Here is a 25964-nt window from a genome sequence, read left to right as displayed (position 1 = left end):
CCTGCGGCGTCACTGGGCAGTCCGGGCCGTGATCAATCGGGTCAGCAGGGGGCGCCGGGTGGCGTGCTCGCGGATCGCGGAGAAGCCCGCCGCGACGAGCATGGCTCGGATCTCCTCCGCCCGGCGCGGCCGTCCGCTGCCCATGGCGAGGAGGTAGAATCCGAAATAGGCATCGCCCACGGGCTCGGCCCCGGGCGTACCGGCCATCGGCTCGGCGATCAGGAGCGTGCCCCCGGGCGCGAGCGCGGCGCGGGCGGCCCCGAGCAGGGCGAGGGCGGGCCCGTCGTCGTGATCGTGCAGCACGCGCACCAGCGAGAGGGCGTCCGCCCCCCGGGGCAGGGGATCGTGGTGGAAGCTGCCGCCGTGGCAGGTCGCCCGCGGCGCGAGCCCGAGCTCGGCGAAGCGCGCCTCCGCGCGGCGGGCGACGCTCGGCAGATCGAACAGGGCGAGGTCGAGGGCCGGCACCCGGCTCGCGACGGCCGCGAGGAAGGCCCCCTCCCCGCCGCCCACATCGAGCAGGCGCCGGTGGCGCGCCAGCGGATAGGCCGCGATCACGTCCTCGGCGATCAGCGCCTGGGAGGCGGCCATCAGCCCGCTATAGGGCGCGACGGCCTCCGGATCCGGCGTCGCCGCAGCACCGTCCGTGGCATTGGCCGCGTAGGGCCAGTAGCGGGCGAGCCGCGTCGTGCCGGCCGGTGCCCGCAGGAGGGCCACCGGGTCGGCGAGGTCGGCGTAGAGCAGGGCGTGGTGCTCGATCATCCGGGCGACGGACGGGTTGCCGAGCATCGCCGCGCCGAGATCGGCCAGCGCGTAGCGCCCGTCCGGCAGGGCCGCCACGAGCCTGAGCGATTCGGCGGCCCGCAGCAGCGTCAGCATCCGCTCGGGCGGGAGCGCGAGGCGCCGGGCGAGCGCCGGGCCGGATTGCGGCCCCTCGCCGAGGATGCGGAACAGGTCGAGCTGCACGCAGGCCTGGAGCACCTGCGCGTAGACGAAGCCGGCGCAGAGATCGAACAGCGCCCGGGTGTTGGCCCGGGCCACGCGGCGCGTCAGGGGGAAGCCCGCCGCCCAGCGCTGGAAGGCCGGATCGGCGACCAGCCGGTTGCGCAACGCCCTGAGGCGCACGCGCCAGCCGTCCCGCCGGACGGGGCCCGAATCCGGCTCCGAATCGGGCACCGCCCCGGCGGCCGTCTCGGGCCGCGCGGCCATCTCAGGCCGCGACGCGCAGGCTCGCGGGCAGGAACAGCCGCGCCTGCGCCGCGATCTCGCCCCGGAGCGCCTCGGCGCCGGGGCAGTCCGGAATCACCGCGAGCGCCTCGCCCGAGAGGCTTGCGAGGCGCTCCAGCGCCCCGCCCATGCCGAGCAGGGCCGCCGCGTTCGGCCGCCCGAGGGTGACGTCGCGCCCCGTGGGCTTGCCGATCTCCTCCTGGCGGCAGGCCACGTCGCGCAGGTCGTCGGCGACCTGGTAGGCCTCGCCGAGGCATTCCCCGAGGAGGCGCCAGGGCAGCGGCTTGGCGCCGGAGGCCGCCGCGCCCGCCACGGTGGCCGCCGCGAAGAGCGCGCCGGTCTTGGCCTGCTGGTAGTCGCTGAGGGCGACATGCGCCTCCGATTCCCAGGCCTGGCCCGCCACGATGCCGGCCGGCGAGCCGGCCGCGCGCGCGATCAGCCCGACGAGGCTCGCGAGGCGCCGGGGATGGCGCGCGGCGCCCCGCGCCAGGGTCTCGAAGGCGGCCACGATCAGTGCGTCGCCCGCCAGCACCGCGAGCGCCGGCCCGAAGGCGGCGTGCACCGCGGGCTTGCCCCGGCGCAGGGGCGCGTCGTCGAAGCAGGGCAGGTCGTCGTGGACGAGGGAGGCGCAGTGCAGCAGCTCGATGGCGGCGGCCGCGGCATCGGCCGCCGCCGGGTCGTCGTCGCCGCAGGCGCGGGCCACCGAGAGGCAGAGCCGCGGCCGGATGCGGTGCCCGCCGGGGAAGACCGCGTAGCGGATCGCCTCGGCGAGGAGGGGCGGCGCACCCGGCGCCTCGGCGTGGGACACAGCCACTTCGAGGGCCGTCTCGATCCGTTGGCCGGGATCCATCGCGCCTCTCCCTGTTTATTGAAGTTGTCAGATGCAACTGTCATTTTAGATTGACACTTGTTCGAGCCGGGATCAAGCCGGGCGTAGGGGCTCCGGGGCCGGTGCCGGAGCGTCGTGTCGATCGAGGGAGGCTCGCCGGATGGGCGGTCAGCGCGTCGCGGTGATCGGAGCGGGGATCGGCGGGCTCGCGGCCGCGCTGCGCCTCGCCCATGCGGGCCTCGACGTGACGGTGCTGGAGCGCGCCGCCCGGCCCGGCGGCAAGATGCGCAGCCTCGCCGTCGGGGGCGCCGCGGTCGAGGCGGGGCCCACCGTCTTCACCATGCGCTGGGTGCTCGACGAGGCCTTCGCCGAGTGCGGCGCGGCGCTCGACGATCATGTCCGCCTCACCCCCGCGGCGCTGCTCGCCCGCCACGCCTGGGACGACGGCGCCCGCCTCGACCTGTTCGCCGACGTCGAGGCCTCGGCGGACGCGATCGCGGCCTTCGCGGGCCCCCGCGAGGCCGAGGGCTACCGCCGCTTCTGCGCCCGGGCGGCCGAGGTCTACCGCACCCTCGAGGGGCCCTTCATCCGCGACGACCGGCCGAGCCCGCTCCAGCTCGCCGCCCGCACGGGCTTCACGGGCATGGCCGACCTCTGGCGGATCCAGCCCTTTTCCACGCTGTGGTCGGCGCTGGGCGATTATTTCCACGATCCGCGCCTGCGTCAGCTCTTTGGGCGCTACGCCACCTATTGCGGCTCCTCGCCCTTCGACGCGCCCGCCACCCTGATGCTGGTCGCCCACGTGGAGCAGGCGGGCGTCTGGAGCGTGGCCGGCGGCATGAGCGCGCTCGCGCGGGCGGTCGCCGATCTCGCGGCGACGCGCGGGGCGCGGTTCCGCTACGGCGCGGAGGTCCGGCGGATCCTCCACGTGCGCGGTCGCGTCGCCGGAGTGGCGCTCGCGGACGGCACCGAGATCCCGGCCGAGGCGGTGATCTGCAACGCCGACACGGCCGCCCTCGGGGCGGGCCTGTTCGGGCCCGAGGCGGCCCCGGTCGGCGACCGGCTCTCCACCGCGGAGCGCTCGCTCTCGGCGGTGACGCTCTGCGCGCGGGCGCGCGCCGCGGGCTTTCCGCTCGCCCACCACACGGTGTTCTTCTCGGGCGATTACCGGGCCGAGTTCGACACGATCCTGCGCCGCCGGCGGCTGCCGGAGGATCCGACGGTCTACGTCTGCGCGCAGGACCGCGACGATGCCTGCCTCGGACCGGCCGGCCCCGAATCCCTGCTCCTCCTCGTCAACGCCCCGGCCGACGGGCCGGACCGACCGACCCCGCCGGAGATCGAACGATGCGCGAGCGTGCTGAGAGCCAAGCTCGAACGCTGCGGCCTGACGCTGACGGATGCGAGCCCGCCAACGATCACGGACCCGGCCGGATTCGCGGCGCTGTTCCCGGCGACGGCGGGGGCGCTCTACGGGCGGGCCTCTCAGGGCTGGGGCGCGACCTTCCGGCGACCGGGCGCGCGGACGGCGATCCCGGGCCTCTATCTCGCGGGGGGGAGCGTGCATCCGGGGCCGGGCGTGCCGATGGCGGCGCAATCGGGCCGGCTGGCGGCGCGGGCGCTGCTCGCGGACCTCGATTCGACGGCGCGGTCGCGCCGGGCGGCTATGTCTGGTGGTACGTCGATGCGCTGAGCGCGGACGGGCGCCAGGGGCTGACCATCATCGCCTTCATCGGCAGCGTGTTCTCGACCTATTACGCGATCGACCGCAGCCGGAACCCCTTCGCCCACTGCGCCTTCAACGTGGTGCTGTACGGCGCGCCCGGCCGCTTCGCCATGACCGAGCGGGGCGAGAGCGCGCTCGCCCGCGGGGCCGACCACATCGCCATCGGGCCGAACGCCCTCGCGTGGGACGGCACGACGCTGACGATCACGATCGACGAGCGCGGCGCGCCGATCCCGCGCCCGATCCGCGGCACGGTGCGGCTGCGCCCCCACGGGATCACCGAGGGGCCCTTCACCCTCGACGCCCCCGGGCACCACCGCTGGTGGCCGATGGCCCCCGCCTCCGCGGTCGAGGTCGCGCTAACGGAGCCGGCCCTGTCCTGGCGCGGCAGCGGCTACTTCGACACCAACGCGGGCGACGAGCCCCTGGAGCGGGGCTTTCGCGACTGGAACTGGTGCCGGGCCGATCTCTCGGACGGGGCCGCGATCCTCTACGACGTGCGCCGCCGCGACGGCAGCGGCCAGAACCTCTCGCTCCGCTTCGGCCGCGACGGCAGCCGCCGCGACATCCGGCCGCCGCTCGCCGCCGCCCTCCCCGCGACCCGGTTCTGGCGCGTGCCCCGCCCCACCCGCAGCGACGACGGCGTCGCGACGATCCTGCGCACCTTCGAGGACACGCCGTTCTATGCCCGCTCCCTGCTCTCGGCCCGGCTCGGCGGTGAGGCCGTGCGCCCGGTCCACGAGAGCCTCTCGCTCGACCGCCTGACCAACCCCCTGGTGCGCTTCATGCTGCCGTTCCGGATGCCGCGGGTGCTGGGATAGGGCTGGACGGACCGCGTCGGCGACCCGAAGATCGTCTCCGCTGGACTCACCCCGTTCGACGGACCGCGATCCCGGACGAGCACGCTCACGATCCGCAACCTTGATGCGGCGATCACCGCCAGCCTCCGCGCGCGGGCGACGCATAATGGTCGCTCGGTGGAGGCCGAGGTGCGCGCGATCCTGGCAGACGCCTTGTCCGGGCCGGCGGCCGAGCCGAATCTGGCCGAGTCCATCAAGCACCGCTTCGCCGCGGTCGGCGGCGTCGATCTCGATCCGCACCCATCCATCCCGATCGGGGCGGCGCCGAAGCTCGGGCGATGATCGTCCTCGACACCAACGTGATCTCGGAGCTGATGCGGGCAGCGCCCGATCCTGCGGTGCTGGCCTGGACCGCAGCGCAGCCGCGGCGACGCCTCTATACGACGAGCATCAACCGGGCCGAAATCCTATTCGGTATCGCGACGATGGCCGCCGGTCGCAGGCGCGAGATGATATCGGGCTTGGTCGAGGCCATGGTCGCGGAGGATTTCGCTGGCCGCGTCCTGCCGTTCGATGCCGGGGCGGCGATGCATTATGCCCAGATCGTATCCGGCCGCCGGCAGGCGGGCCTGCCGATCGAGGGCTTCGATGCCCTGATCGCGGCGACTGCGCGTGCAGCGGTGCCGAGATCGCCACCCGCGACGTCGGCGGCATCCGTGGATGCGGATTGACCGTCGTCGATCCGTGGACGGATCAGCCGGACTGACGCCAGGCGTCCCGGTCAGGCCTCCGGGTCCGCCCGCTCCGCCTCCGCGCGGGCCCGGTCGGCCCGGATGCTGCGCTTCACCGCGACCAGCTGCCAGAGCGCCAGCCCGAGGACGAGGGCGAAGGCGAGGCCGATGTCGAGGGCCGCGAAGAGGTGGTCGGTCACGGCGTGCGGGCGAAGGCGTCGCGCCGCTCCCAGGCCTCGATCAGGTCGAGGGCGTGCAGTGCCCGGCCGCGCAGGTCCCACCAGGCGGGCAGCGCGGGGCGCTCCGGCTCGGCCACGTGCTTCCCGGCGGGCCGGCCGAGCGCCGCGATCAGGAAGGCGGCCTCGGGCAGGACGGGGGCGTCGAGGCCGGGCGCCGCCCGCTGCGGGCCCACGGCGCGGGCGAGCAGCGCCGCCTTGCGCAGGGCGCCGACCCGGGCGCGGGCGCCGACCGCGTCGTGGCCGTTCGCCCGCACGGCCGTGCCGATCTCGGCGTAGATCAGCCCCGCCGCGCGGATCGCCGGGCGGCAATCGGCCGGCAGCGCCGCGAGGCCCGCTTCGGCCCGGGCGTAGAGCTCGTCGGCCGCCGCGAGGAGGTCGGCGACCAGCCCGGCGAGCGCCGGTCCGTGGCGGGGCGCGCGCAGGAACGCCTCCGGGTCGATCCCGGCCCGGTCGAGCCAGGCGAGCGGCAGGTAGAGCCGGCCCGCGCGGGCATCCTCGCCGACGTCGCGGGCGATGTTGGTGAGCTGCATCGCCGTGCCGAGATCGCAGGCGCGGGCGAGGGTGTCGGGATCGCGCGAGCCCATGATCAGCGTCATCATGGCGCCGACCGTGCCGGCGACCCGCGCGGCGTAGGCCGAGAGCTCGGAGAGATCGGCGTAGCGCCGGCCCGCCGCGTCCCAGGCCAGCCCGTCGAGCAGCGCGCGGGGCAGCGCCTCGGGGATGCGGTGCTCGATCACGAGGTCGGCGAGCGCCCGGTCGGCCGGGTTGTCGGCGGGGCGGCCCGCATAGGCCAGGGTCAGGCGGGTGGCGAGGCGCTCCACCGCCGCACGGCGGCAGCGGGCGGTCTCGGCCCCGTCCACGGCGTCGTCCGAGAGCCGGCAGAAGGCGTAGAGCCCGTAGGCCGGGCGGCGCACCCGGGCGGGCAGGAGCAGCGAGGCGGCGAAGAAGCTCTTCGAGCCGGCCCGGATCGCGTCCCGGCAGGCGTCGTGGTCAGCGGACGTGGCGTGCATCGGGCACCAGGGAATCGAGGACGCGGGCCGAGGAGAGGACGCCCGGCAGGCCGGCGCCCGGATGGGTGCCGGCGCCGACGAGGTAGAGGTTGCCCACGTCCTCCGAGCGGTTGTGCGGCCGGAACCACGCGGATTGGGTGAGCACCGGCTCCAGGCCGAAGCCGGAGCCGCGCACGCTGAGGAAGTCGTCGGCGAAATCCTGCGGCGTGCTCACCCGCGAGGTCACGATCGCGTCCTCGAGCCCGGGCAGCAGGCTCGCCCCGAGATGGGCCGCGATCCGGCGGCGGTAGGGCTCGGCCAGCGCCGCCCAGTCCTGCCCGCCCGCGAGGTTCGGCACGGGGGCCAGCACGTAGAAGGCGTCGTGGCCGGGAGGCGCCAGCAGCGGGTCGGTGGCGCTCGGCCGGTGCAGGTAGAGGCTGAAATCCTCGGCCAGCACCTTGCGGTCGAAGATGTCGGCCAGAAGCTCCCGGTAGCGCGGGCCCATCACGATGGTGTGGTGAGCGACGTCCTCGTAGGTGCGGTTCGTGCCGAAATACCAGACGAACAGCCCCATCGAGGAGCGCGCGGCCGAGAGCTTGCGCGGGTTCCAGCGCCGCGTCGTGCCGCCGAGGAGCTGACCGTAGGTGAAGGCCGAATCGGCGTTCGAGACCACGATGTCGGCGGCGATCTCGCGGCCGCCGGCGAGCCGCACCCCGGTGGCGGTGCCCCCCGCGGTCAGGATGCGGGCCACCTCGGCGTCGCACAGGAGGCTGCCGCCCTGCCCGCGGATCAGGCCGGCGAGGCCGTCCACGATCCGGCCGGTGCCGCCCATGGCGAAATGGACGCCCCAGCGCCGCTCGAGATGGGCGATCAGCCCGTAGATCGCGCTGGCCCGGAAGGGGTTTCCGCCGATCAGCAGCGGATGGAAGCTGAACACCGTGCGCAGGCGCTCGTCCCGGATGAAGCGGGAGACCACCGCGTGGAGCGAGCGGTGGCCCGAGAGGCGCAGCAGGTCGGGGGCGATGCGCAGCATCGCGCCGAGCGAGCCGAAGGGCACGTGGCCGAGATCCTCGAAGCCGATGCGGCAGACCTCGCGGCTGAAGGCCATGAAGCGCTCGTAGCCGGCGACGTCCCCGGGGGAGAACCTTGCCACCTCGGCCCGCATCCGCTCCGGATCGCCGCTGTAGGAGAAGGTCGCCCCGTCGGCGAAGCGGATCTCGTAGAACGGATCCATCGGAACGAGGGCGACGTCGTCCTCCAGCCGCCGGCCCGCGAGCTGCCAGAGTTCCTCCAGCAGGAAGGGCGCGGTGACGATGGTGGGGCCGGCATCGAAGGTGAAGCCGTCCTGGCGATGCACCCGGGCGCGGCCGCCGAGCTGGTCGAGGCGCTCCAGCACGGTGACGCGGTAGCCGCGGGCCCCGAGCCGCACCGCCGCGGCGAGGCCCCCGAAGCCGGAGCCGATCACCACGGCGTGCGCTCGCCGATCCGGGCTGGTCTGTGAGTCGGGCTTGTCGACCAGTGTCAACATAGGATGACACTATGCCGGGGTTTTCGGCCGGCGCAAGCACCGGGCGAGGGCTGCGCGCCGATTTCGCCCTGCCCGTCCGCCTACGGCGCGCCGGTCTCGCTCAGGGCCGCCACGAGGCCCGCCTCGCGCGCCTCGGCCAGGATCAGGGCGGCGACGCGCTCGGGCGCCTCCTCGTGGGCGAGATGACCGAGCCCGCGCAGCAGCTCGACCCGGGCCCGCGGCAGGCGGTCGCGCAGGGCGAAGGCGGTGTCCGGCCGGATCGCCCGGTCCTCGCCGCCGACGATCAGCAGGGTCCGCGCGGCGAGCCGCGGCAACTCGCGGTCGAGGCCGGCGAGGTCCCAGTTCGCCATCATGCCGAGGGCGCCGCGCACGTGGCCGGCCTTGGCGAAGAGGCGGCGATAGAGATCGACGCCCGCCGGATCGAGGCGCGAGCCGGTGCCGCCGATGAGGCGCTGCACCGCCGCGCGGTCGGCGCTCCAGGCGAAGAGCTTCGGGGTGAGGGGGTTGAGGAACAGCATCCGGGCCATCGCCGGGAACAGCAGGCTGCCGGCGCCGGGGAACGGCGTCAGCGCCCCGTTGATCGCCACGAGCAGGCCCGGATCGAGGCTGCGGTCGAGGACCATCCGGGCGAGGATCGCGGCGCCCGCCGAGTGCCCGGCCGCGATTGCCGGGGCGACGGCGAGGGCGCGCACCAGCCCGGCGACGGCCTCGGCCATGCCCGGCAGGGAGAGCCGGCCCGGCGGCAGCGGATCGGTGAAGCCGTGGCCCGGCAGGTCCGGGGCGATCACCCGGACCGTCTCGGCGAGGCGGGGGGCGAGCCCGCGGAAGGAATGCGTCGCCGCACCCGTGCCGTGCAGCAGGAGGAGGGCGGGCGCATCGGGCGCGCCGAATTCCTGGAGGTGCCAGCGCAGGCCGGCCGCCTCGACGAAGCGGCTCGCCGCGCGGTTCGGCCAGTCGCGGCCCTCCCGGTCCCAGCGGGGCCGGTCCGGGTCCTGGGATCCGCTCACCGCTCCGTCCTCACGCCTGCACCGCCCGCACCATCGCGCTCACCCGGCCCGCATCCGCGTAGGGCAGCGGGCAGTAGCGCGCGCCCGCGGCCTCGGCGATCGCGCGGGCGCCCTCGCCGCGCAGGCCGGTATCGACCACGAGGACCGGGACGCCGAGCGCCCGCAGGCCGCGCGCGGCGGCCTCGGCCTCGGCTCCGGCCCGTGCCCGGCCGCCCTCCCCCGAGCGCGCCACGTTGGCGCGCCCGTCCGTGAGCACGACCACCACCGCCCGACCTCCGCCCCGGCCCACGCTCCCGGCGACGGCGGCCGCGGCGTCGAGGCCGGCGGCGAGCGGCGTGCCGCCCCCGCCCGGCAATCCGGCGAGGCAGCGCTTGGCCCGCACCAGGGAGCGCGTCGGCGGCAGCGCCAGCACCGCGTCGCGCCCGCGGAAGGCCACGAGGGCCACCCGGTCGCGGCGGATATAGGCGTCGGCGAGCAGGAGTTCGACCGCGCCCTTGGCCTCGGCCAGCCGCTCCATCGCCGCCGAGCCCGAGGCGTCCACGCAGAACACCGTGGTGGTCTCGGGCGCGCGCACCAGCCGGCGGATGCGCAGATCCTCGGGCCTGATGCGGATCGGGGCCGGGTTCCCCGCCGTCGCCGGCCGCAGCCGCTGCCAGGGCGCGGCGGCCCGCAATGTCGCGATCAGGTCGAGCCGGCCCCGGCGCGGATCGCCCGGGCGCGCGCCGATCGGCCGGCCGGTACGGGGATCGCGCGCCGCCTGCCCGAACCGGCCCGCTGCTCCGGCGCCGCGCGGCGGCTCGCCGGCCGCGAGCCGGGCGAGGAGATCGGGCGGCAGCGCGGCGCGGGCGGCTTCCAGCACCACCTCGTCGAGGGGCGCGGTCGTCGGTGCCGGCTCGGTCTCCGGCCGCGGGTCGGGCTCCGCGCCCGGATCCTCCGGCGCCGCCTCCGGCTCGGGCCCGTCCTCGGCCGCCTCCTCGGCCGCGTCGTCCGCCTCCCGGCTCTCCTGCGGCGGCAGGCGCGTGGCCCGCGGCGCGAGCACGAGGCAGGCGGCCTCGGACACCGCCTCCTCCGCGGGTTCCGTCGCCATCAGGAGGCGGGCGAGGCGGGCGGCGAGCAGCGGCCCGCGCAGCGAGCGGATGCCGAGCGCCGCGGCCGCGGTGCAAAGCGCCGCGATCGGGTCCGGCTCGGACGGCGGGCCGTCCGCCCCCGCCGATGGGGGCGGGCGTCGCGGGCCCGGCCCCGACGCGGTGTCCAGGATCGCCCCGGGCCTGATGCCCCCGAGGTCGAGGCGGAAGGCGAGGCGGTCGGCCAGCGCCTCGGGCACCGCCTCCTCCCCCTCGCCCTCGTCGAGGAGGACGAGGCCGAACCGCGCGGGCAGGCGTGCGGCGAGGCCTTCGCGTTCCAGCGCGAGGATTCCGGTGTCGAGGGCGCCCGCGAGGCGCGCGGCGGCGGCGGCGGGCAGGCGCTCGGCCATCGGCACCACGACGATGCCGCCGTCGGCCTCGGCGAGGAGGCCGCGCGCCGTGACCGGCCGTCCGGCAGCGAGCGTCGCGGTGAGGTCGAGGCCGCCGAGCATCCGGTCGTCGGCGATGCCGGGCGGCATGCGGCGCCAGGGCCGGGGGCCGAGCGCCGTCCGCAGGGCCGCGAGCCAGCGCTCGCGCACGGGTCCGGAGCCGGCCCGCACCACGACGCCGCCGAGCCCGTGCGGATCGGCGGCCAGGAGCGTCGCGACGCGCAGCGCCGCGGTCCAGGCCGGGTCCGGGCCGTCCCGCGCGGGCGCGCCGCTCCCCGTCACGCGCCGAACACCTCCGCCACCGCCCGCGCCACCCGGGCGCCGGAGCCCGATTCGTCGAGGGGGTTGCGGCGGAGCCTGTGACGCAGGCAACTCGGCGCGATGCGGCGGATCTGGTCGTCGCCGACGCTGTCCGCCCCGTCGAGGGCGGCGAGCGCCCGGGCGGTGCGCATCAGGGTGAGCTCGCCGCGCAAGCCGTCGGTGCCGAGGGCGAGGCAGAGCCGGGCGGCCTGCTCCAAGGCCGCGTCCGGCACCGCGATCCCGGGGAGACGCGCGCGCGCGGCCAGGATCCGCGCCCGGGTCGCGGCCTCGGCCCCCGCATGGGCCGCGCAGAAGCCCGCGGGATCGCGCTCGTAGGCGTCGCGGGCACGCACCACGGCGATGCGGGTCGGGATGTCCTGCGGCGTGCCGACCTCGCAGGCGAGGCCGAAGCGGTCGAGGAGCTGCGGGCGCAGCTCGCCCTCCTCCGGGTTGCCGGAGCCCACCAGGACGAAGCGGGCCGGATGGCGCAGCGACAGGCCCTCGCGCTCCACCGTGTTGACGCCGGACGCCGCGACGTCGAGCAGGAGGTCGACGATGTGGTCCTCCAGCAGGTTGACCTCGTCCACGTAGAGGAAGCCGCGGTTGGCCCGTGCCAGCAGCCCCGGCTCGAACGCCTTCTCGCCCCGCGCCAGCGCCCGCTCGAGATCCAGGGCGCCGACCACCCGGTCCTCGGTGGCGCCCAGCGGCAGGTCCACCACCGGGACCGGCACGGTCCGGGCCTTGCTGCGCGCGGCCTTGCCGGCCTCCTTGCCGGTCTCCTTGCCCGCGCCCTTCCCTGTGCAATGCGGGCAGGACTCGGCCGGCGCGTCGGGATCGCAGGCATAGGGGCAGCCCGCCACCGCCCGCATCGGCGGCAGCAGGGCGGCGAGCGCCCGGATCGCCGTGGACTTGCCGGTGCCGCGGTCGCCGAAGACCAGCACGCCGCCGATCGTCGGATCGACGGCCGCGATCAGCAGGGCTTGGCGCATCTCGTCCTGGCCGACGATGGCCGAGAAGGGGAACACGGTGGGACCGGGCGCGGCGCGGGTCTCCCGGCGGCGCGGGGCGGGGTCGGGTTCGATGTCCTCCGGCTCCCTCTGTCGAACGGCCGCGCTGTCCATGAGCTTCCTTGCAGGTCCGATGCGCACGACGGCGCCGGGCGGCCCCTCCCCCTGACGGGGGAGCGGGCGTCCTACTCCGCCGCCTTCCGGGCCACGCCCATCCGGCCCCAGATCGTGGCGAGGGCGTCGACCAAGTGGGCGATGTCCGCGTCGGTGTGCAGCGGCGACGGGGTGACGCGCAGGCGCTCGGTGCCGCGGGGCACGGTGGGGTAGTTGATCGGCTGCACGTAGATGCCGAACTCGTCGAGCAGGGTGTCGGAGATCGCCTTGCAGAGCACGGGATCGCAGACCATCACCGGCACGATGTGGCTGTGGTTGGGCAGCACCGGGATGCCGGCCGAGAGCAGGGCCGCGCGGGTGCGGGCGACGCGGTCCTGATGGCGGGCGCGCTCGACGCTGCTGGCCTTGAGGTGGCGGATGCTGGCCGCCGCGCCCGCCGCCACGGCCGGCGGCAGCGAGGTGGTGAAGATGAAGCCCGAGGCGAAGCTGCGCACGAAGTCGCAGAGCGGCGCGGAGCCGGTGATGTAGCCGCCATGCACCCCGAAGGCCTTGCCGAGCGTGCCCTCGATCACGTCGAGGCGGTGGACGACGCCGTCGCGCTCCGAGATGCCGCCGCCCCGCGCCCCGTAGAGGCCGACCGCGTGGACCTCGTCCAGATAGGTGAGCGCCCCGTGCGCCTCGGCCACGTCGCAGATCTCGTCGATCGGCGCGATGTCGCCGTCCATCGAGTAGACCGATTCGAAGGCCACGAGCTTGGGCCGCGCGGGATCGACCAGCGCGAGCTTGCGGTCGAGGTCCTCCGGGTCGTTGTGGCGGAAGATGTGGCGCTCGGCCCGGCTCGCGCGGATGCCCTCGATCATCGAGGCGTGGTTCTCGGCGTCCGAGAACACGGCACAATCCGGCAGCCGGCCGGCCAGGGTGCCGAGGGCGGCCCAGTTCGAGACGTAGCCCGAGGTGAAGAGCAGCGCGGATTCCTTGCCGTGCAGGTCGGCGAGCTCGCGCTCGAGCAGCACGTGGTCGTGGTTGGTGCCCGAGATGTTGCGGGTGCCGCCCGCGCCCGCGCCGCAGCGCTCGAGCGCGCCGTGCATGGCCTCCAGCACCGCCGGGTGCTGGCCCATGCCGAGATAGTCGTTCGAGCACCAGACCGTGACGGGCCGGGTGCCGCCGGCATGGTGATGGGTGGCGTGCGGGAAGTCGCCCGCGCGGCGCTCCAGATCGGTGAAGACCCGGTAGCGGCCCTCGCGGTGGAGCCCGGCGATCTCGCTGCCGAAGAAGGCTTCGTAGTCCATCGGCTCCACTCCCCTCGTGTTGATCGTGGTCTCGATCGCGCGGTCCCGGGTTCGGGACCTCGGTCTTCCCGGTGCTTCAGTCTTTCTGGAGCTTCGGTCTTGCCGACGCCTCGGTCGTTCCGGGACTCAATCTTGCCTGGGCCTCAGCTTCGGGCCGGCGGGCAGGCTCCAGCGCCAGAGGGCGGCCGACGGCAGCGGCAGCATCAGGAACCAGTGCTCCAGGGTGGCGAGCGCCATCAGGGTGGCGAGCAGGCTCCAGGCGACGACCTCGTGGGCGAGCGCGCCGTCCGTGGCGGCGGCGCGCCCGAGCAGGAGCGCGGCGGCGGTGCCGAGGATCACCGAGAGCGGGAACAGGGGGTTCATCGGCTTGCGGGTCAGGTAGCCCGCGAGGTAGCCGAGATGGTCGGGCAGGAACTCGGCGTGCAGGTTGCGCACCCCGAGGAAGAGGTTGAGCCGGGCCGAGAGGTTCATCAGCACCAGCACCCCGTAGGTCCAGAGCGCGACGCGGTTCGGCTGGCCCCAGACCAGGCCGAGGATCGCCGCGCCGCCGATCAGGATCGCGCATTCGTGCCAGAGGCTGGTGGCGAGCGCCGCGCGGAAGCGGCCGAAGCCGCGGAGCGCGGGCGGGCAGGCCTGCGGCCGCGGGCCCGAGACGAAGCCCATGTAGTAGCTGATCTCCTGCCAGCCCCAGACCGCGAGCGCGGCCGCGAAGCCCGTATAGGCGGCGGCGACGCTGGTCTCCCGGGCGCTCGCCGCGATCGCCCAGAGGGCCAGTGCCAGCACCAGGGTGGCGCCCGCCATGCTCCAGGCATGGGTGCGCCGGGGCAGATGGTCGAGCACCAGGATCAGCCCGGTGGAGGACCACCAGAGCAGAGCCGCGACGAGGGCCGGGGCGGCGAGCTCGACCATGCTACCAGACCGGCTGCAGGCGGATGTCGGCGGGCATGGCGTGGCTCTGCACCGGCAGCAGGTAGAGCCGCGCGAAGGCGAGCCCCGCGCGGATGCCGTGGAAGCCCTGGGCGAGCTTGCCGCCGATCCCGCCCCGCGCCTTGGCCGCCGCGATCCCGCGGGAGCAGGCGAGCAGCCGCTCCAGCCCGGCGCGGAACTTCGGGTTCTCGATGTCGAGGGTGATCGGGAAGGTCTGCTTCGAGATCTCCGAGGTGATGCGGAAGACCGTGAAGTCGTAATCCGAAGGGTCGACGCCGAGCGCCGCGTGGAAGGCCGGCCGGTGATGGTCGCGCACGTACATCGTGGCGAAGACCGCGAGCAGGAAGAAGCGGATCCACAGGACGTTGGTGCCGCTCGTCAGCTTCGGGTTGGCGCGCATCAGCAGCGCGAAGGCCTCGCCGTGGCGGAACTCGTCGTTGCACCACTTCTCGAACCACTTGAAGATCGGGTGGATGCGCCGCTCGGGGTGGCGCTCCAGCTCCCGGAAGATCGTGATGTAGCGGGCGTAGCCGATCTTCTCGGAGAGGTAGGTGGCGTAGAAGATGAACTTCGGCCGGAAGAAGGTGTACTTCTTGGCCTTGGTGAGGAAGCCCAGGTCCACGCCGATGCCGAAATCCTTCAGCGTGTCGTTGATGAAGCCGGCATGCCGCGCCTCGTCGCGGCTCATGAGGCCGAACAGCTCGCGGATGTCCTTGTTCTTGGCGCGCTTGCGCATCTCGGCATAGAGCACGCAGCCCGAGAATTCGGCGGTGATCGAGGAGACGAGGAAGTCCATGAACTCCTTGCGGAGTTCCGGCTCCAGGTGCGACAGGTCGCAGTCGAACTCGTCGTTGCGCACGAAGTGGCGCTTGTTCGGGTCGGAGCGCAGCTCGGCGATCAGCACGTCCCACTGGGCGCGGACCGGCTCGACGTCGGTGCGGTCGAGCTCCTCGAAATCCGTGGTGTAGAAGCGGGGCGACAGGAAGGTCGTCTCCTGCGCGGCCTTGGTGGATTCGTTCAGCGGGAGCTTGGTGGCCGGGAGCTTGGCCGGCTGGAGGCTCGCGTTCGGCGTCACATGCAGGTTCACAGCGTCCTCCTCTCGGAAAAGCTCACCTCGTAGAGCTCGGTCAGCTCGAGATGGGCGATCAGCTTGGTCCAGGCCCGCTCGAGCCGCGAGGCGCGGGTCACGGTGGCGCGGCGGCGCACGCTGATGCGCTCGCCGTAGGGCGGCAGGGCCGGCGCGTCGTGCACCTGCACCGCGTCGCCGGGCTCGATCTCGAAGCCCGCATCCAGGGTCACGTGGGCGTGCAGGCTCTCGGGAGTCTGCTCGATCTCGACGGTGCAGGGCACCTCGACGACGGTTCTGGAGAGCCACGCCATCATCGGACCTCCGCGCTGCTGGGCGTCTCGGGCAGGAACCGGGCGAAGGCCGCGGCATTGGTCGGGCCGAAGGCCTCCAGCGTGACGCGGCGCCCGGTGGCGTCGTCGCTCAGCGCGAGGCGCCCATCGTCGAATCGGGTGAGGCGGAAGGGCCGCTCGGGCCCGAGCCCCTCGCGGTGGCGGGCCTGGGCGAGGCCCCGCAGGGTGCCGCGCACGAAGCCGTCCTCGCCGGGGCGGATCGTGCCCACCACCCGGCGGCTGCCGGCGTCCCGCAGCACGATCGAGCCGTCGACCTGGTCCTCGGCCCGGAAGTCGATCTCGGCCACGGGCTGGGCGGGCGGCAGGCTGATGCCGGCGCCCCCGCGCCCGATCAGCACGGCCAGCATGGTGAAGCCGACGAGCGCGCCGGCCCCGATCAGGGCGAGCCCCGGTCCCGGTCCGCGCGCGGGTTCGGACATGCTGGCCATCGTCCCCCTCCCCCTATTCCGCCGCCACGAGCCGTCCCGGGTTCTCCACCCGGTCGGGCCGCGTCACGATCACCGGCAGGCGGGCGTCTTCCGGCCCGTCCTCCCGATAAAGCCGCAGCGCCTGCGCGAGGCACTCGGCCACCGCGCCCGCATCCGGCACGGCGCGCAGCATGGGCTCGGGCCGCGAGAAATGCCAGGGCCTTCCGTGCGGCCAGAGCTGGAGATACGCGACGCGCACCCCGGCCTGTAGCCGGATCGGCAGGTCGCCGCTGCCGTCGCGGAAGCGCCGCAGCGCCGCGGTCTCGATCTTGGCGAAGGGCAGGTTCAGGGTGATGGGCAGGGCGATGCCGATATGCAGCACCAGCCGGCGGTTGGTGAGGGTGTAGACCGTGGTGCGGTGGCAGAGCCAGGCCAGGACCCAGAGCAGCGCGACGGCGGCGCCCAGGATCGCCAGGGTCGGCGTGAGCACGGCCAGCGCCGGCCGGCCGGAGACCAGCGCGGCCATCAGGCCCGCGCCGACGAACCACGCCGCCACGAGGCGGACGTGGAAGACGTGGAGCCACACGCCGGCCGTCGTCGGCGCGCCCTGCCAGAGGATGCGCTCGCCCTTCGGCAGCGGACCGGGCAGACCGCGCAGGGTGCCCTCGGGGAGGAAATCGGACTCGCTCACAGCAGCGGCTCCGCGCGCTCGGGGCTGGCATAGAGGGTTCCGGCGCCGAAGCAGGCCATGATCCGCTCCTCCTCGAGCAGCGTCACGGAATCCGGGTCCTTCGTCGTCGGGATCTCGGCGAACTGGGCGGCGAGGAGCGCTTCCGTGGTCACCTGCCGGCCGAAGAGCGGGGTGCGGCAGAAGGTGACGGGCATCAGCCGGCGGCTGCCGTCCATCAGCTCGACCTCGTAGTAGCGCACGAACGATTCGCCCCGGTCGACCCAGAGATCGACCACCACGCCCGCCGCCTTGCGGTCGGCGCCCACCACGGTGAGGCCGATCGGGTTCGGGCCGTCCTCGTGCACCACGAAGGTGTCGGCGACGCGCAGGGGGACGATGCGGTACTGGCCGTCCCAGGTGCGGTCGTGCTCGTCGTGGCGCTGCACCCAGGAGCCGGGGCCCACGCCGGACCGCAGCGAGGTCTCGGTGCGCTCGTAGGGGGCGCCCGGCCAGGGCTCGAGCTTGCGGCTCGGCACCGCGCCGTCGACCGCGACGTTGGTCTGGGGCGCGTACATCGTGTGCCCGCTCGAGAGGCGGAAAGCCTTCGGGGTCGGGATCAGGATCGGGTCCGGCGCCTTGAGGCGGCCGACCGACTCGTTCTCCAGGGGATAGCCCTCGCGGCGGTCCTCGCGGCGCAGGTAGAAGACCAGCCCGGCAAAAAACAACCAGAAGGTGTAGAGCACGACCTGGGCGACGTCGACGTAGCCGGTCAATGCTCCGGATGGCAGGCCGTTCGGCATGAGGGTCCTCCCTGGCTCAGGTGGTTCGGGGCGCGAGGCGGCGGGGCGCCGCCTCGCGGGTGTCGGCGTGGCGCGCACGCGGGCTCCGCTCGCGGACCAGCGGCCCGATCGCCACGAGGGCGGCGAAGAGCAGCGCGATCTCGATGTGGTAGACGATGAGGTAGCCGATCGCGGGCTCGTTCATGCCCTCGCCGAGCGCGCCCGACTGGGCGATCGCGGCGCCGAGATCGCGCACCACGCCGCTCGCCGCGATGGCGAGGCCGGCGGCGGTGGCCTGCACCGCGCCCCAGGCGCCCAGCGCGAGGCCGGTATCCTCCGGGCCGGCCTTGGCCATCGAGGCCGTGAGCGTGCCGTGGGCGAACAGGCCGCCGCCGAGCCCGATCAGCGTGACGCCGACGGCGAAGAGGCGGACGGAATCGAGGGGGCTCGCGAAGACGACCGCCGAGAAGGCCAGGATGCCGATCACGGTGCCCGCCCCCGCCACCCGGAACGGGTCGCCGCCGCGGTTGAGCCAGCGCGCCGCCAGGACGAGGCCGAGCCCGCCGCCCGCCGCCAGCATGGCGGTGAGCGCCGTGGTCGCCCCGACCGAGAGGTGCAGGATCTCGCCGCCGTAGGGCTCGAGCAGGATGTCCTGCATCGAGAAGCCCGCGGTGCCGAGCCCGATCGCCACCAGGCGCCGCCGCGCGCGGCCGCGGCCCGCGTAGCCGCGCCAGGATTCGGCGAAGCCCGGGCCCCGCGGCGCCGCGGCGCGGCCGGGATCGCGCGGCTCCTGCTTCCACAGGGCGATGCCGTTGAGGACGAGGGTGAGGAGCGCCGCGCCCTGGATCACCTGGATCAGCCGGACGGGGGAGAACTGCGCCAGCGCCAGCCCGAACAGCAGCGCGCTGCCCATCATGCCGGCGAGCAGCGCCGCGCAGAGCAGCGCCACCACCTTCGGCCGCGCATGGGCCGGGGCGAGATCGGTGGCCAGCGCGAGGCCCACCGTCTGCACCGCGTGCAGGCCGGCGCCGACGAGGAGGAAGGCGAGCGCCGCCGCCACGTGCCCGGCCCAGAGCGGGCCGGTGGTGTCGCCCGACAGGATCAGCAGGGCGAAGGGCATGATCGCGAGCCCGCCGAACTGCAGCAGCGTGCCGAACCAGATGTAGGGCACCCGCCGCCAGCCCAGCACCGAGCGGTGCGTGTCCGAGCGGAAGCCGACCAGGGCGCGGAGCGGCGCGAAGACCAGCGGCAGGGCGAGCATCGCCGCCACGATCCAGGCCGGTACGCTGAGCTCGACGATCATCACCCGGTTGAGCGTGCCGATCAGCAGCACCGCGGCCATCCCGACGGTGACTTGGAACAAGGCGAGCCGCAGCAGGCGCCCGAGCGGCAGCTCCGGCGTCGCCGCGTCCGCGAAGGGCAGGATCGCGGGGCCGAGGCGCATCAGGGCGCGGGTGAGGGTCTGGCCGGCGCTCATCGCGTCCGGCCCAGCGCGATGGCGTTCGAGAGGTAGAAGCCGCTGTTGATCCGCCGCGTCCGCGCAACCGCGAAGCCGGCGAGGGCGGGCTCGCGCGCGATGCGGCGGCGCAGGGTCCCCTCGGTGACCGGCACGATGGCGGGCGCCCGGTCGGCGCGCGGGAACAGCTTGCCGGCCGTGTGCATCAGGGTGAGCAGGGCGGTGCGCGGCGCCACCGTGAACAGCACCGAGCCCGAGGTCCGCTCCCCCAGGGCGGCGAGCGCCCGCACGATGTCGGCGGCCCCGTAATGGATCAGCGAATCCATCGCCACCACGTGGTCGAAGCGCCCGAGGCCCGGGTCCAGCATGTCGCCGACGCGGAAATCGATGCGGCCGGCGCCCGGGATCGCGGGCAGGCGCTCGCGGGCGAGGCCCACCAGCGTCGGCGAGACGTCGATGGCCACCACCTCGGCGCCGCGGCGCGCCGCCTCGACGCTGAGGGCGCCGGTGCCGCAGCCGGCATCGAGCAGGCGCATCCCGGTGAGGTCGTCGGGCAGCCACGCGAGCAGCGTGCCCCGCATGGCGTCGCGGCCCGCCCGCACGGTGGCGCGGATGCGGCTGACGGGCGCGTCGGAGGTGAGGCGCGACCACGCCTCGACCGCGGTGCGGTCGAAATAGGTGGTCAGCTCGCCCCGCCGGGCCTCGTAGGTGGTGCCTTGCAGGGAGCCTTGCAGGGCGCCTTGGGTGATGCCGGCCATCAGTCGAACCCCAGGAACTCGAACAGGTCGCGGTCCTTCATCGGCACCGCGTCGAGGGCCGGCGCGCCGGCCCAGAGCGTCTCGGCGAGGCGCATGTACTCGGCGGTGACCGCGTCGAGCTCCGGCGAGCGCTCCATCTCGAACAGGGTCGACTTCTTCAGGCGCGAGCGCCGCACGATGTCGAGGTCGGGGAAGTGGGCGAGGCGCTTCAGGCCGACCGCGTCGTTGAAGCGGTCGATCTCGTCGGTCTTGGCCGAGCGGTTGGCGATGACGCCGCCCAGCCGCACGTCGTAGTTCTTGGCCTTGGCGTGGATCGCCGCGACGATCCGGTTCATGGCGAAGATCGAGTCGAAGTCGTTGGCCGTGACGATGAGCGCCCGGTCGGCGTGCTGGAGCGGCGAGGCGAAGCCGCCGCAGACGACGTCGCCCAGCACGTCGAACACCACCACGTCGGTGTCCTCCAAGAGGTGGTGCTCCTTGAGGAGCTTCACCGTCTGGCCGACCACGTAGCCGCCGCAGCCGGTGCCGGCGGGCGGACCGCCGGCCTCGACGCAGCGCACGCCGTTGTAGCCCTCGACCACGAAATCCTCGACGCGCAGCTCCTCGGAGTGGAACTGCACCGCCTCGAGGGCATCGATCACCGTCGGGGCGAGGCGCTTCGTCAGGGTGAAGGTCGAATCGTGCTTGGGGTCGCAGCCGATCTGCAGCACCCGCTTGCCGAGCTTGGAGAAGGCCACCGACAGGTTCGAGGAGGTGGTCGACTTGCCGATGCCGCCCTTGCCGTAGACGGCGAAGACCTTGGCGGTCTCGATCTTGAGGTCGGGGTCGAGGGCCACCTGGAGGCTGCCCTCCTCCCGGCGCGGGATCGGGTTCCGGATCGCGATGTTCATGCGGCCACTCCAGGTGTCACGCTCAGCGGTGTCACGCCCTCGAGCCGGTCCTCCAGCTCCTCCTCGGCACGCGCGAGCGCGTCGCGGGTGGCGGCGTCGGGGGTCCAGAAGCCGCGGCGGTGCGCCTCGATCAGGCGGCTCGCGACCTTGGCCGAAGCGGTGGGGTTGAGGTCGGCCATGCGCGCCCGCATGGCCGGGTCGAGCACGAAGGTCTCGGTGATGCGCTCGTAGATCCAGGGCTGGACCGCGTTGGCGGTGGCCGACCAGCCGACCGTGTTGGTCAGGTGGGCCTCGATCTGGCGCACGCCCTCGTAGCCGTGGCCGAGAAGGCCCTCGTACCATTTCGGGTTGAGCATCCGGGTGCGGGTCTCGAGCGCCACCTGCTCCTCCAGGGAGCGGACACGCCCCTCCCCCCGGGTCTGGTCGCTGATGTAGATCGGCACGGCCTGGCCCTTGGCCTTGGCCACGGCGCGGCCCATGCCGCCGAGCCCGTCGAAATAGTGGTCGACGCTCGTCACCCCGACCTCGACGGAATCGAGGTTCTGGTAGGCGAGGTCGACGCGGGCGAGCACGGCCTGCATCAGGGCGCGCTGCGGCGCCGGGCGGCCGGTGCGGCCGTAGGCGAAGGATTTGCGCCGCGAGAAGGTCTCGGTCAGCTCGGATTCGTCGTCCCAGCGGCCCGACTCGACGAGGTGGCCGAGATTGGCGCCGTAGGCCCCCTCCGCGTTCGAGAACACCCGGAGCGCCGCGGTCTCGAGGTCGCAGCCCTGCTCGGCCTGGATGGCGAGCGCGTGCTTGCGCACGAAGTTGTCCGCCTCCGGCTCGTCGGCGGTGGCGGCGAGGAAGCTCGCCTCGGCGAGCAGCTTGGTCTGGAGCGGCAGCAGGTCGCGGAAGATGCCCGACAGGGTGACGACCGCGTCGATGCGCGGGCGCCCGAGCCGCTCCAGCGGGATCAGGGCGGCGCCCGCGAGCCGACCGTAGCCGTCGAAGCGCGGCTCGGCGCCGATCAGCGCCAGCGCCTGGGCGATCGGGCCGCCCTCGCTCTTGAGGTTGTCGGTGCCCCACAGAACCAGCGCCACGCTCTCGGGGAGCGGGCGCCCCTCCGCCGCGTGGCGGGCGAGGATCCGGGCGACCTGCGCCGCGCCGTCCGCCACCGCGAAGGCGGAGGGCAGGCGGTAGGGGTCGAAGCCGTGCAGGTTGCGGCCGGTGGGCAGGATCGCGGGGTTGCGCAGCAGGTCGCCGCCGGCGACGGGCGCGATGAAGCGGCCGTCGAGCGCCCGCAGCAGCGCGGGAAGCTCGGCGGATTCGGAGAGCAGGCGGTTGGTGGCGGCGAGCTCCGCGAAGGCCGCCCGGGTCTCCTCGGCGCTGCCGAGGCCGGCGACCGCGAGCGCCGAATCCGGGCTCGCCCCCGCGGCCAGGCGCTCCAGCCCCGCCCGCTCGGGCCGCAGCCCGTGCGAGGCCTCGGCGAGCGCCCCGAGGAGATCGACGCGCTCGGCCTCCGGCACGCCCTCGCCGACCACGTGCAGGCCGTGCGGGATCAGGGTCTGCTCCAGCTCGGTCACGGCCTCCCAGAGCGCCGTGACCGGGGCCGGGTCGCTCGTCCAGGCGGGCTCGGCCGCCACGAGGTCGAGGGCGGCGCCCTGGACCTGGATCAGGCCGGCCAGCCGAATGCGCTCGTGGGCGTCCTCCGGGGGCAGCGCCCGCCAGCGCTCCAGCGAGCCCTTGAGGTCGATCAGGCCGCGATAGAGCCCGGCGGCGGCGAGGCTCGGCGTCAGGTAGCTCACCAGCGTCGCGGCGGAGCGGCGCTTGGCCAGCGTCCCCTCCGAGGGGTTGTTGGCGGCGTAGAGATAGACGTTGGGCGTGGCGCCGATCAGGCGCTCGGGCCAGCAGGCGGCCGACAGCCCGGTCTGCTTGCCGGGCATGAATTCGAGGGCGCCGTGCGTGCCGAAATGCAGCAGCGCGTCCGCGGCGAAATCCTCGCGCAGCCAGCGGTAGAAGGCCGAGAAGGCGTGGGTCGGCGCGAAGCCGCGCTCGAACAGCAGCCGCATCGGGTCGCCCTCGTAGCCGAAGGCGGGCTGGACCCCGACGAAGACGTTGCCGAAGCCGACGCCGAGCACGAGGAGATCCGCGCCGTTGCTCTGGTGGCGCCCCGGCGCCGGGCCCCATTGCGCCTCGATCTCGGCGAGGTGTGGCTCGCGCCGGACATGGTCCTCGGCCGCGACGCGGGCGTGGACGTTGGCGTGGGTGCCGTGGCGCGCGGCGTTGCCGCCGAGGATCTTGTCCCGCAGCGCATCGACGCTTTCGGGCACCTCGACCGCGTAGCCGTCGGCGGCGAGCGCCCGCAGGGTGTTGAGGAGCGAGGCGTAGACCGAGAGGAAGGCCGCGGTGCCGGTGGAGCCCGCGTTCGGCGGGAAGTTGAACAGCACGATCCCGACCCGGCGCTCGCGCTTCGGGGTGGCCCGCAGCGCCACCAGCTTGGCGACGCGCTCGGCCAGCCGCGCGACCCGCTCGGGATGGGCGCGCATGTCGCGGGCATTGTCGGTGCCGGAGGCCGAGGAGCGCCCGCCGAACACCATCGGGGCGGTGGCGCCGTCGAGTTCGGGGATCGCCACCATCATGGTGGCCTCCACCGGCGAGAGGCCGCGGTCGCCCGCCTCCCACTGCTCGATCGTCTGGAACTCCAGGGCCTGGGCGGCGAGGTAGGGCACGTCGAGGCGCGCCAGCATCGCCTCGGCGGCGGCCGCGTCGTTGTAGGCCGGGCCGCCGACCAGGGAGAAGCCGGTGAGCGAGACCAGCGCGTCGATGGTGGCCTTGCGCTGATCGGCGCCGCCCTCACGACTGAAGAAGGCGTCCACCGCCGGGCGGTTGTCGAGGCCGCTGGCGAAGGCCGGCACCACGTCGAGGCCGCGGGCCTCCAGCGCCGCGATCACCCCGTCGTAATGGGCGGTGTTGCCGGCCAGCACGTAGGAGCGCATCAGCAGCAGGCCGACCCGGCCGCGGGCGACGCCCGGTATGCCCTGGCATCGCGGCAGCCGGGCGGGATCCTCGGTGACGCGGCCCGCGAGCCGCGGGTGGTAGAGCCCGGTATCGGGATACTCCACCGGCGCGGGAGCGGCCGGCAGGCTGCGCCAGCCGGCGCGGGGCCCCGCCGCGTAGCGCTGCACCAGGAAGCGCACCAGGGACGAGACGTTCGCGTCCGAGCCCGCGAGCCAGTATTGCAGGGTGAGGAAGTAGGACCGCACGTCCTGGGCCGAGCCCGGGATGAAGCGCAGGATCTTGGGGAGCTTGCGCACCAGAGCCATCTGGCGGGCGGCGTTGCCCTCCCCGCCCGGCTTGCCGCGCAGGCGCTTGAGGAAGTCCAGCGCGCTGCGCTTGTTGCCGCTCATGTCGAAGCGGCCGAGCTTCGTCGTGCGCACGACCTCGCCGGCCGAGAGGCAGCCCACCATCGCGTCGCAGGCCTCGCGCCGGGCCTTCAGCGCCGGCAGGATGGCGCGGACATGCTCGTCGAGGAACAGCATGGCGCAGAGCACGATGTCGGCCCGCGCCACGTCGGCCTCCGCGCGGGCGAGGCTCGCGGGATCGTTCTCCCACTCGGCGGCGGCGTGGAAGCCGAGTTCGAGCCCCGGCATCTCCGCCCGCAGGCTCAGGCGCGCCCGCTCCACCGCGCTCGCCAAGTGATTGTCGAGCGTGACGATGACGACGCGGATGTCGGGCCTATCGGCCGAAATGCGCTTTGGCATCGTAGAGGGTCTCGAGCGTGATGAGCGGCAGCCGGCGCTCGCGGGCGAAACGTTCGGTGTTGGCGCGGGCCTTTCCGCGGACGAAGAACGGGATCTTCCTCAGCTCCTTCTCGGCCTCGGGGGCCCAGGGAGCGACGAGGGTGGGAGCCTCGAGGGTGGCGAGATCGGACGCGGGGGCGGCCCTTGCCGGCTCTGCGACCCGGATCGGCTCTGCGACCCGGATCGGCTCGGCGACCCGGATCGGCTCGGCCGCTTCCGTGACGGCCTCGGGCGCCGCGCCGCCGTGGCGGGGCAGGTGCGAGGGGGCGGCGCCGTCGTGGAACTCGCCGTCCTCGCGGAACATGCCGAGGAGGTGCTCCTCCAGCCCCATCATCAGGGGGTGGACCAGGGTGTCGAACAGGACGTTGGCGCCCTCGAACCCCATCTGCGGCGAGTGGCGGGCGGGGAAATCCTGCACGTGGACGGGCGCCGAGATCACCGCGCAGGGCAGGCCCAGCCGCTTGGCGACGTGACGCTCCATCTGGGTGCCGAGCACCAGCTCGGGCTGGGCCGCCTGGATCGCCGCCTCGACGTCGAGGTAGTCGTCGCTGAGCGTGGCCTCGATGCCGTGCAGAGCCGCCTCGGCCCGGATCTCGCGGGCGAAGCTGCGGTCGTAGCTGCCGAGCCCGACCACCCGGAAGCCGAGTTCCTGGGCGGCGACCCGGGCGATCGCCAGCGCGTGGGTGGCGTCGCCGAACACGAAGACGCGCTTGCCCGTGAGGTAGGTCGAATCGACCGAGCGCGCGTACCAGGGCAGCCGCGAGGGCGTGCCGGCCAAAGCCGGCGCCGGATCGACCCCGGCCAGCGCCGCCACCGCCTCGATGAAGCGGGTGGTGGCTCCGACGCCGATCGGCACGATGTCGATGAAGGGCTGCCGGAAGGTCTTCTCGAGGTACTGCGCCGCCGCGCGCGCGATCTCGGGATAGAGCACCACGTTGAAGTCAGCGTCGCGCAGCCGCCCCAGATCGGCCGGCGTGGCGCCGAGCGGCGCCGTCACGTTCACGTCGATGCCGAGCTGGGCCAGGATCCGCTCCACCTCCACGAGGTCGTCGCGGTGGCGGAAGCCGAGCGCCGTCGGCCCGAGCAGGTTGCAGAGGGGGCGGCGGCCGGGCTTGCGCTCCGCCGCGCCGTCCCGGGGCTGGCCGGCCAGCGCCCGCACCAGCCGGTAGAGGGTTTCCGAGGCGCCCCAGTTCTCCTTCTTCTGGTAGGCCGGCAGCTCCAGCGGGATCACCGGGATCGGCAGGGCGAGGGCCTTGGCGAGGCCGCCCGGATCGTCCTGGATCAGCTCCGCCGTGCAGGAGGCGCCGACGATCATGGCCTGGGGCCGGAAGCGCGCGTAGGCCGCTTCCACCACGTCCTTGAAGATCTGCGCGGTGTCGCGGCCGAGATCCTGGGCCCGGAAGGTGGTGTAGGTGATGGGCGGGCGGGTGTCGCGCCGCTCGATCATGGTGAACAGGAGATCGGCGTAGGTGTCGCCCTGGGGGGCGTGCAGCACGTAGTGCAGGCCCCGCATCGCGGAGGCCACCCGCAGCGCGCCGATATGGGGCGGTCCCTCGTAGGTCCAGACGGTGAGCTGCATGGCC

Annotated in this window: 24 protein-coding genes; 4 read left to right on the top strand and 20 right to left on the bottom strand. The window is 74.3% G+C overall.

All coding sequences use genetic code 11. The features are described 5' to 3' along the window. Positions 1-9 precede the first annotated feature (9 nt). Both ACS5RC_RS14585 and ACS5RC_RS14580 read right to left on the bottom strand, forming a co-directional pair. Positions 10-1206, bottom strand: coding sequence for a methyltransferase (locus ACS5RC_RS14585; protein WP_478344588.1), 1197 nt, complete (start codon positions 1204-1206; stop codon positions 10-12). 1 nt (position 1207) lies between these two features. Then, positions 1208-2074, bottom strand: a complete 867-nt coding sequence (locus ACS5RC_RS14580; RefSeq protein WP_478344587.1) for a polyprenyl synthetase family protein — start codon at positions 2072-2074, stop codon at positions 1208-1210. Positions 2075-2213: 139 nt separating this feature from the next. On the opposite strand from ACS5RC_RS14580, the gene crtD reads away from it, so the two are divergent. From crtD to ACS5RC_RS14560, 4 genes are read left to right on the top strand one after another with little or no spacing between them, the layout of a single operon-like run. Next, entirely contained in the window at positions 2214-3746 is a 1533-nt protein-coding gene (gene crtD / locus ACS5RC_RS14575; protein ID WP_478344586.1) for a 1-hydroxycarotenoid 3,4-desaturase CrtD, read from the top strand. Continuing rightward, the gene (locus tag ACS5RC_RS14570) at positions 3743-4600 is read left to right on the top strand and encodes a carotenoid 1,2-hydratase (RefSeq protein WP_478344752.1); all 858 of its coding nucleotides are present in this window, start codon (positions 3743-3745) and stop codon (positions 4598-4600) included. The genes crtD and ACS5RC_RS14570 overlap by 4 nt, the downstream gene beginning before the upstream one ends. Before the next feature lie 30 nt (positions 4601-4630). Beyond that, a complete protein-coding gene (locus ACS5RC_RS14565; protein WP_478344751.1) occupies positions 4631-4921 on the top strand; it encodes a FitA-like ribbon-helix-helix domain-containing protein in 291 nt (96 codons plus the stop codon). Beyond that, positions 4918-5310, top strand: coding sequence for a PIN domain-containing protein (locus ACS5RC_RS14560; protein WP_478344585.1), 393 nt, complete (start codon positions 4918-4920; stop codon positions 5308-5310). Before ACS5RC_RS14565 ends, ACS5RC_RS14560 begins: the two co-directional genes overlap by 4 nt. A gap of 50 nt (positions 5311-5360) precedes the next feature. Here ACS5RC_RS14560 and ACS5RC_RS14555 read toward each other — a convergent pair whose 3' ends face one another. From ACS5RC_RS14555 to bchB, 18 genes are all read right to left on the bottom strand, one after another. Continuing rightward, the gene (locus ACS5RC_RS14555) at positions 5361-5510 is read right to left on the bottom strand and encodes a hypothetical protein (RefSeq protein WP_478344584.1); all 150 of its coding nucleotides are present in this window, start codon (positions 5508-5510) and stop codon (positions 5361-5363) included. Then, positions 5507-6559, bottom strand: coding sequence for a phytoene/squalene synthase family protein (locus ACS5RC_RS14550; protein WP_478344583.1), 1053 nt, complete (start codon positions 6557-6559; stop codon positions 5507-5509). The genes ACS5RC_RS14555 and ACS5RC_RS14550 overlap by 4 nt, the downstream gene beginning before the upstream one ends. Then, the gene (locus ACS5RC_RS14545; protein WP_478344582.1) at positions 6540-8066 is read right to left on the bottom strand and encodes a phytoene desaturase; all 1527 of its coding nucleotides are present in this window, start codon (positions 8064-8066) and stop codon (positions 6540-6542) included. Before ACS5RC_RS14545 ends, ACS5RC_RS14550 begins: the two co-directional genes overlap by 20 nt. Positions 8067-8146: 80 nt before the next feature. Then, a complete protein-coding gene (gene bchO / locus ACS5RC_RS14540; protein ID WP_478344581.1) occupies positions 8147-9073 on the bottom strand; it encodes an alpha/beta fold hydrolase BchO in 927 nt (308 codons plus the stop codon). A 10-nt stretch (positions 9074-9083) separates the two neighbouring features. Then, positions 9084-10868 (bottom strand): magnesium chelatase subunit D, encoded by a 1785-nt coding sequence (locus ACS5RC_RS14535; protein ID WP_478344580.1) that lies wholly within the window; start codon positions 10866-10868, stop codon positions 9084-9086. Further along, positions 10865-11875, bottom strand: coding sequence for a magnesium chelatase ATPase subunit I (gene bchI, locus ACS5RC_RS14530; RefSeq protein WP_478344750.1), 1011 nt, complete (start codon positions 11873-11875; stop codon positions 10865-10867). The genes ACS5RC_RS14535 and bchI overlap by 4 nt, the downstream gene beginning before the upstream one ends. A 203-nt stretch (positions 11876-12078) precedes the next feature. After that, positions 12079-13296, bottom strand: a complete 1218-nt coding sequence (gene hemA, locus ACS5RC_RS14525) for a 5-aminolevulinate synthase (RefSeq protein WP_478344579.1) — start codon at positions 13294-13296, stop codon at positions 12079-12081. A 126-nt stretch (positions 13297-13422) separates the two neighbouring features. After that, complete coding sequence (gene puhE, locus ACS5RC_RS14520) at positions 13423-14205, bottom strand: putative photosynthetic complex assembly protein PuhE (RefSeq protein WP_478344578.1); 783 nt, start codon at positions 14203-14205, stop codon at positions 13423-13425. Between the two features lies 1 nt (position 14206). After that, entirely contained in the window at positions 14207-15310 is a 1104-nt protein-coding gene (gene acsF / locus ACS5RC_RS14515; RefSeq protein WP_478344577.1) for a magnesium-protoporphyrin IX monomethyl ester (oxidative) cyclase, read from the bottom strand. Next, entirely contained in the window at positions 15307-15603 is a 297-nt protein-coding gene (locus tag ACS5RC_RS14510) for a hypothetical protein (protein ID WP_478344749.1), read from the bottom strand. Before ACS5RC_RS14510 ends, acsF begins: the two co-directional genes overlap by 4 nt. Further along, entirely contained in the window at positions 15603-16061 is a 459-nt protein-coding gene (gene puhC / locus ACS5RC_RS14505) for a photosynthetic complex assembly protein PuhC (RefSeq protein WP_478344576.1), read from the bottom strand. Before puhC ends, ACS5RC_RS14510 begins: the two co-directional genes overlap by 1 nt. Positions 16062-16083: 22 nt before the next feature. Further along, complete coding sequence (gene puhB / locus ACS5RC_RS14500; RefSeq protein ID WP_478344575.1) at positions 16084-16740, bottom strand: photosynthetic complex putative assembly protein PuhB; 657 nt, start codon at positions 16738-16740, stop codon at positions 16084-16086. Then, on the bottom strand, positions 16737-17507 hold the full coding sequence (puhA, locus tag ACS5RC_RS14495) for a photosynthetic reaction center subunit H (RefSeq protein ID WP_478344748.1): 771 nt from the start codon (positions 17505-17507) through the stop codon (positions 16737-16739). Before puhA ends, puhB begins: the two co-directional genes overlap by 4 nt. Positions 17508-17535: 28 nt before the next feature. Further along, positions 17536-18975, bottom strand: a complete 1440-nt coding sequence (locus ACS5RC_RS14490) for a BCD family MFS transporter (protein ID WP_478344574.1) — start codon at positions 18973-18975, stop codon at positions 17536-17538. Continuing rightward, positions 18972-19712 carry a magnesium protoporphyrin IX methyltransferase gene (bchM, locus tag ACS5RC_RS14485; RefSeq protein ID WP_478344573.1) on the bottom strand — a complete coding sequence of 247 codons (741 nt, stop codon included), beginning with the start codon at positions 19710-19712 and terminating at the stop codon, positions 18972-18974. Before bchM ends, ACS5RC_RS14490 begins: the two co-directional genes overlap by 4 nt. Further along, positions 19712-20602 carry a ferredoxin:protochlorophyllide reductase (ATP-dependent) iron-sulfur ATP-binding protein gene (bchL, locus tag ACS5RC_RS14480; protein ID WP_478344572.1) on the bottom strand — a complete coding sequence of 297 codons (891 nt, stop codon included), beginning with the start codon at positions 20600-20602 and terminating at the stop codon, positions 19712-19714. Before bchL ends, bchM begins: the two co-directional genes overlap by 1 nt. After that, a complete protein-coding gene (locus tag ACS5RC_RS14475) occupies positions 20599-24342 on the bottom strand; it encodes a magnesium chelatase subunit H (protein ID WP_478344571.1) in 3744 nt (1247 codons plus the stop codon). The genes bchL and ACS5RC_RS14475 overlap by 4 nt, the downstream gene beginning before the upstream one ends. Further along, positions 24317-25960: a ferredoxin:protochlorophyllide reductase (ATP-dependent) subunit B gene (gene bchB, locus ACS5RC_RS14470; RefSeq protein ID WP_478344570.1), complete on the bottom strand. Its 1644-nt coding sequence runs from the start codon at positions 25958-25960 to the stop codon at positions 24317-24319. Before bchB ends, ACS5RC_RS14475 begins: the two co-directional genes overlap by 26 nt. Between the last annotated feature and the right edge of the window lie 4 nt (positions 25961-25964).

The sequence above is a fragment of the Methylobacterium sp. HJ2 genome (genome assembly GCF_056431005.1).
This window is presented reverse-complemented; position numbering and strand designations above follow the sequence as displayed.

Coding starts and splice junctions, on each gene's coding strand:
- ACS5RC_RS14585 (WP_478344588.1), bottom strand. CDS start 1,206: ATGGCCGCGCGGCCCGAGACGGCCGCCGGGGCGGTGCCCGATTCGGAG.
- ACS5RC_RS14580 (WP_478344587.1), bottom strand. CDS start 2,074: ATGGATCCCGGCCAACGGATCGAGACGGCCCTCGAAGTGGCTGTGTCC.
- crtD (WP_478344586.1), top strand. CDS start 2,214: ATGGGCGGTCAGCGCGTCGCGGTGATCGGAGCGGGGATCGGCGGGCTC.
- ACS5RC_RS14560 (WP_478344585.1), top strand. CDS start 4,918: ATGATCGTCCTCGACACCAACGTGATCTCGGAGCTGATGCGGGCAGCG.
- ACS5RC_RS14550 (WP_478344583.1), bottom strand. CDS start 6,559: ATGCACGCCACGTCCGCTGACCACGACGCCTGCCGGGACGCGATCCGG.
- ACS5RC_RS14545 (WP_478344582.1), bottom strand. CDS start 8,066: ATGTTGACACTGGTCGACAAGCCCGACTCACAGACCAGCCCGGATCGG.
- bchI (WP_478344750.1), bottom strand. CDS start 11,875: ATGCGCCAAGCCCTGCTGATCGCGGCCGTCGATCCGACGATCGGCGGC.
- hemA (WP_478344579.1), bottom strand. CDS start 13,296: ATGGACTACGAAGCCTTCTTCGGCAGCGAGATCGCCGGGCTCCACCGC.
- puhE (WP_478344578.1), bottom strand. CDS start 14,205: ATGGTCGAGCTCGCCGCCCCGGCCCTCGTCGCGGCTCTGCTCTGGTGG.
- ACS5RC_RS14510 (WP_478344749.1), bottom strand. CDS start 15,603: ATGGCGTGGCTCTCCAGAACCGTCGTCGAGGTGCCCTGCACCGTCGAG.
- puhC (WP_478344576.1), bottom strand. CDS start 16,061: ATGTCCGAACCCGCGCGCGGACCGGGACCGGGGCTCGCCCTGATCGGG.
- ACS5RC_RS14490 (WP_478344574.1), bottom strand. CDS start 18,975: ATGAGCGCCGGCCAGACCCTCACCCGCGCCCTGATGCGCCTCGGCCCC.
- bchM (WP_478344573.1), bottom strand. CDS start 19,712: ATGGCCGGCATCACCCAAGGCGCCCTGCAAGGCTCCCTGCAAGGCACC.
- bchL (WP_478344572.1), bottom strand. CDS start 20,602: ATGAACATCGCGATCCGGAACCCGATCCCGCGCCGGGAGGAGGGCAGC.
- ACS5RC_RS14475 (WP_478344571.1), bottom strand. CDS start 24,342: ATGCCAAAGCGCATTTCGGCCGATAGGCCCGACATCCGCGTCGTCATC.
- bchB (WP_478344570.1), bottom strand. CDS start 25,960: ATGCAGCTCACCGTCTGGACCTACGAGGGACCGCCCCATATCGGCGCG.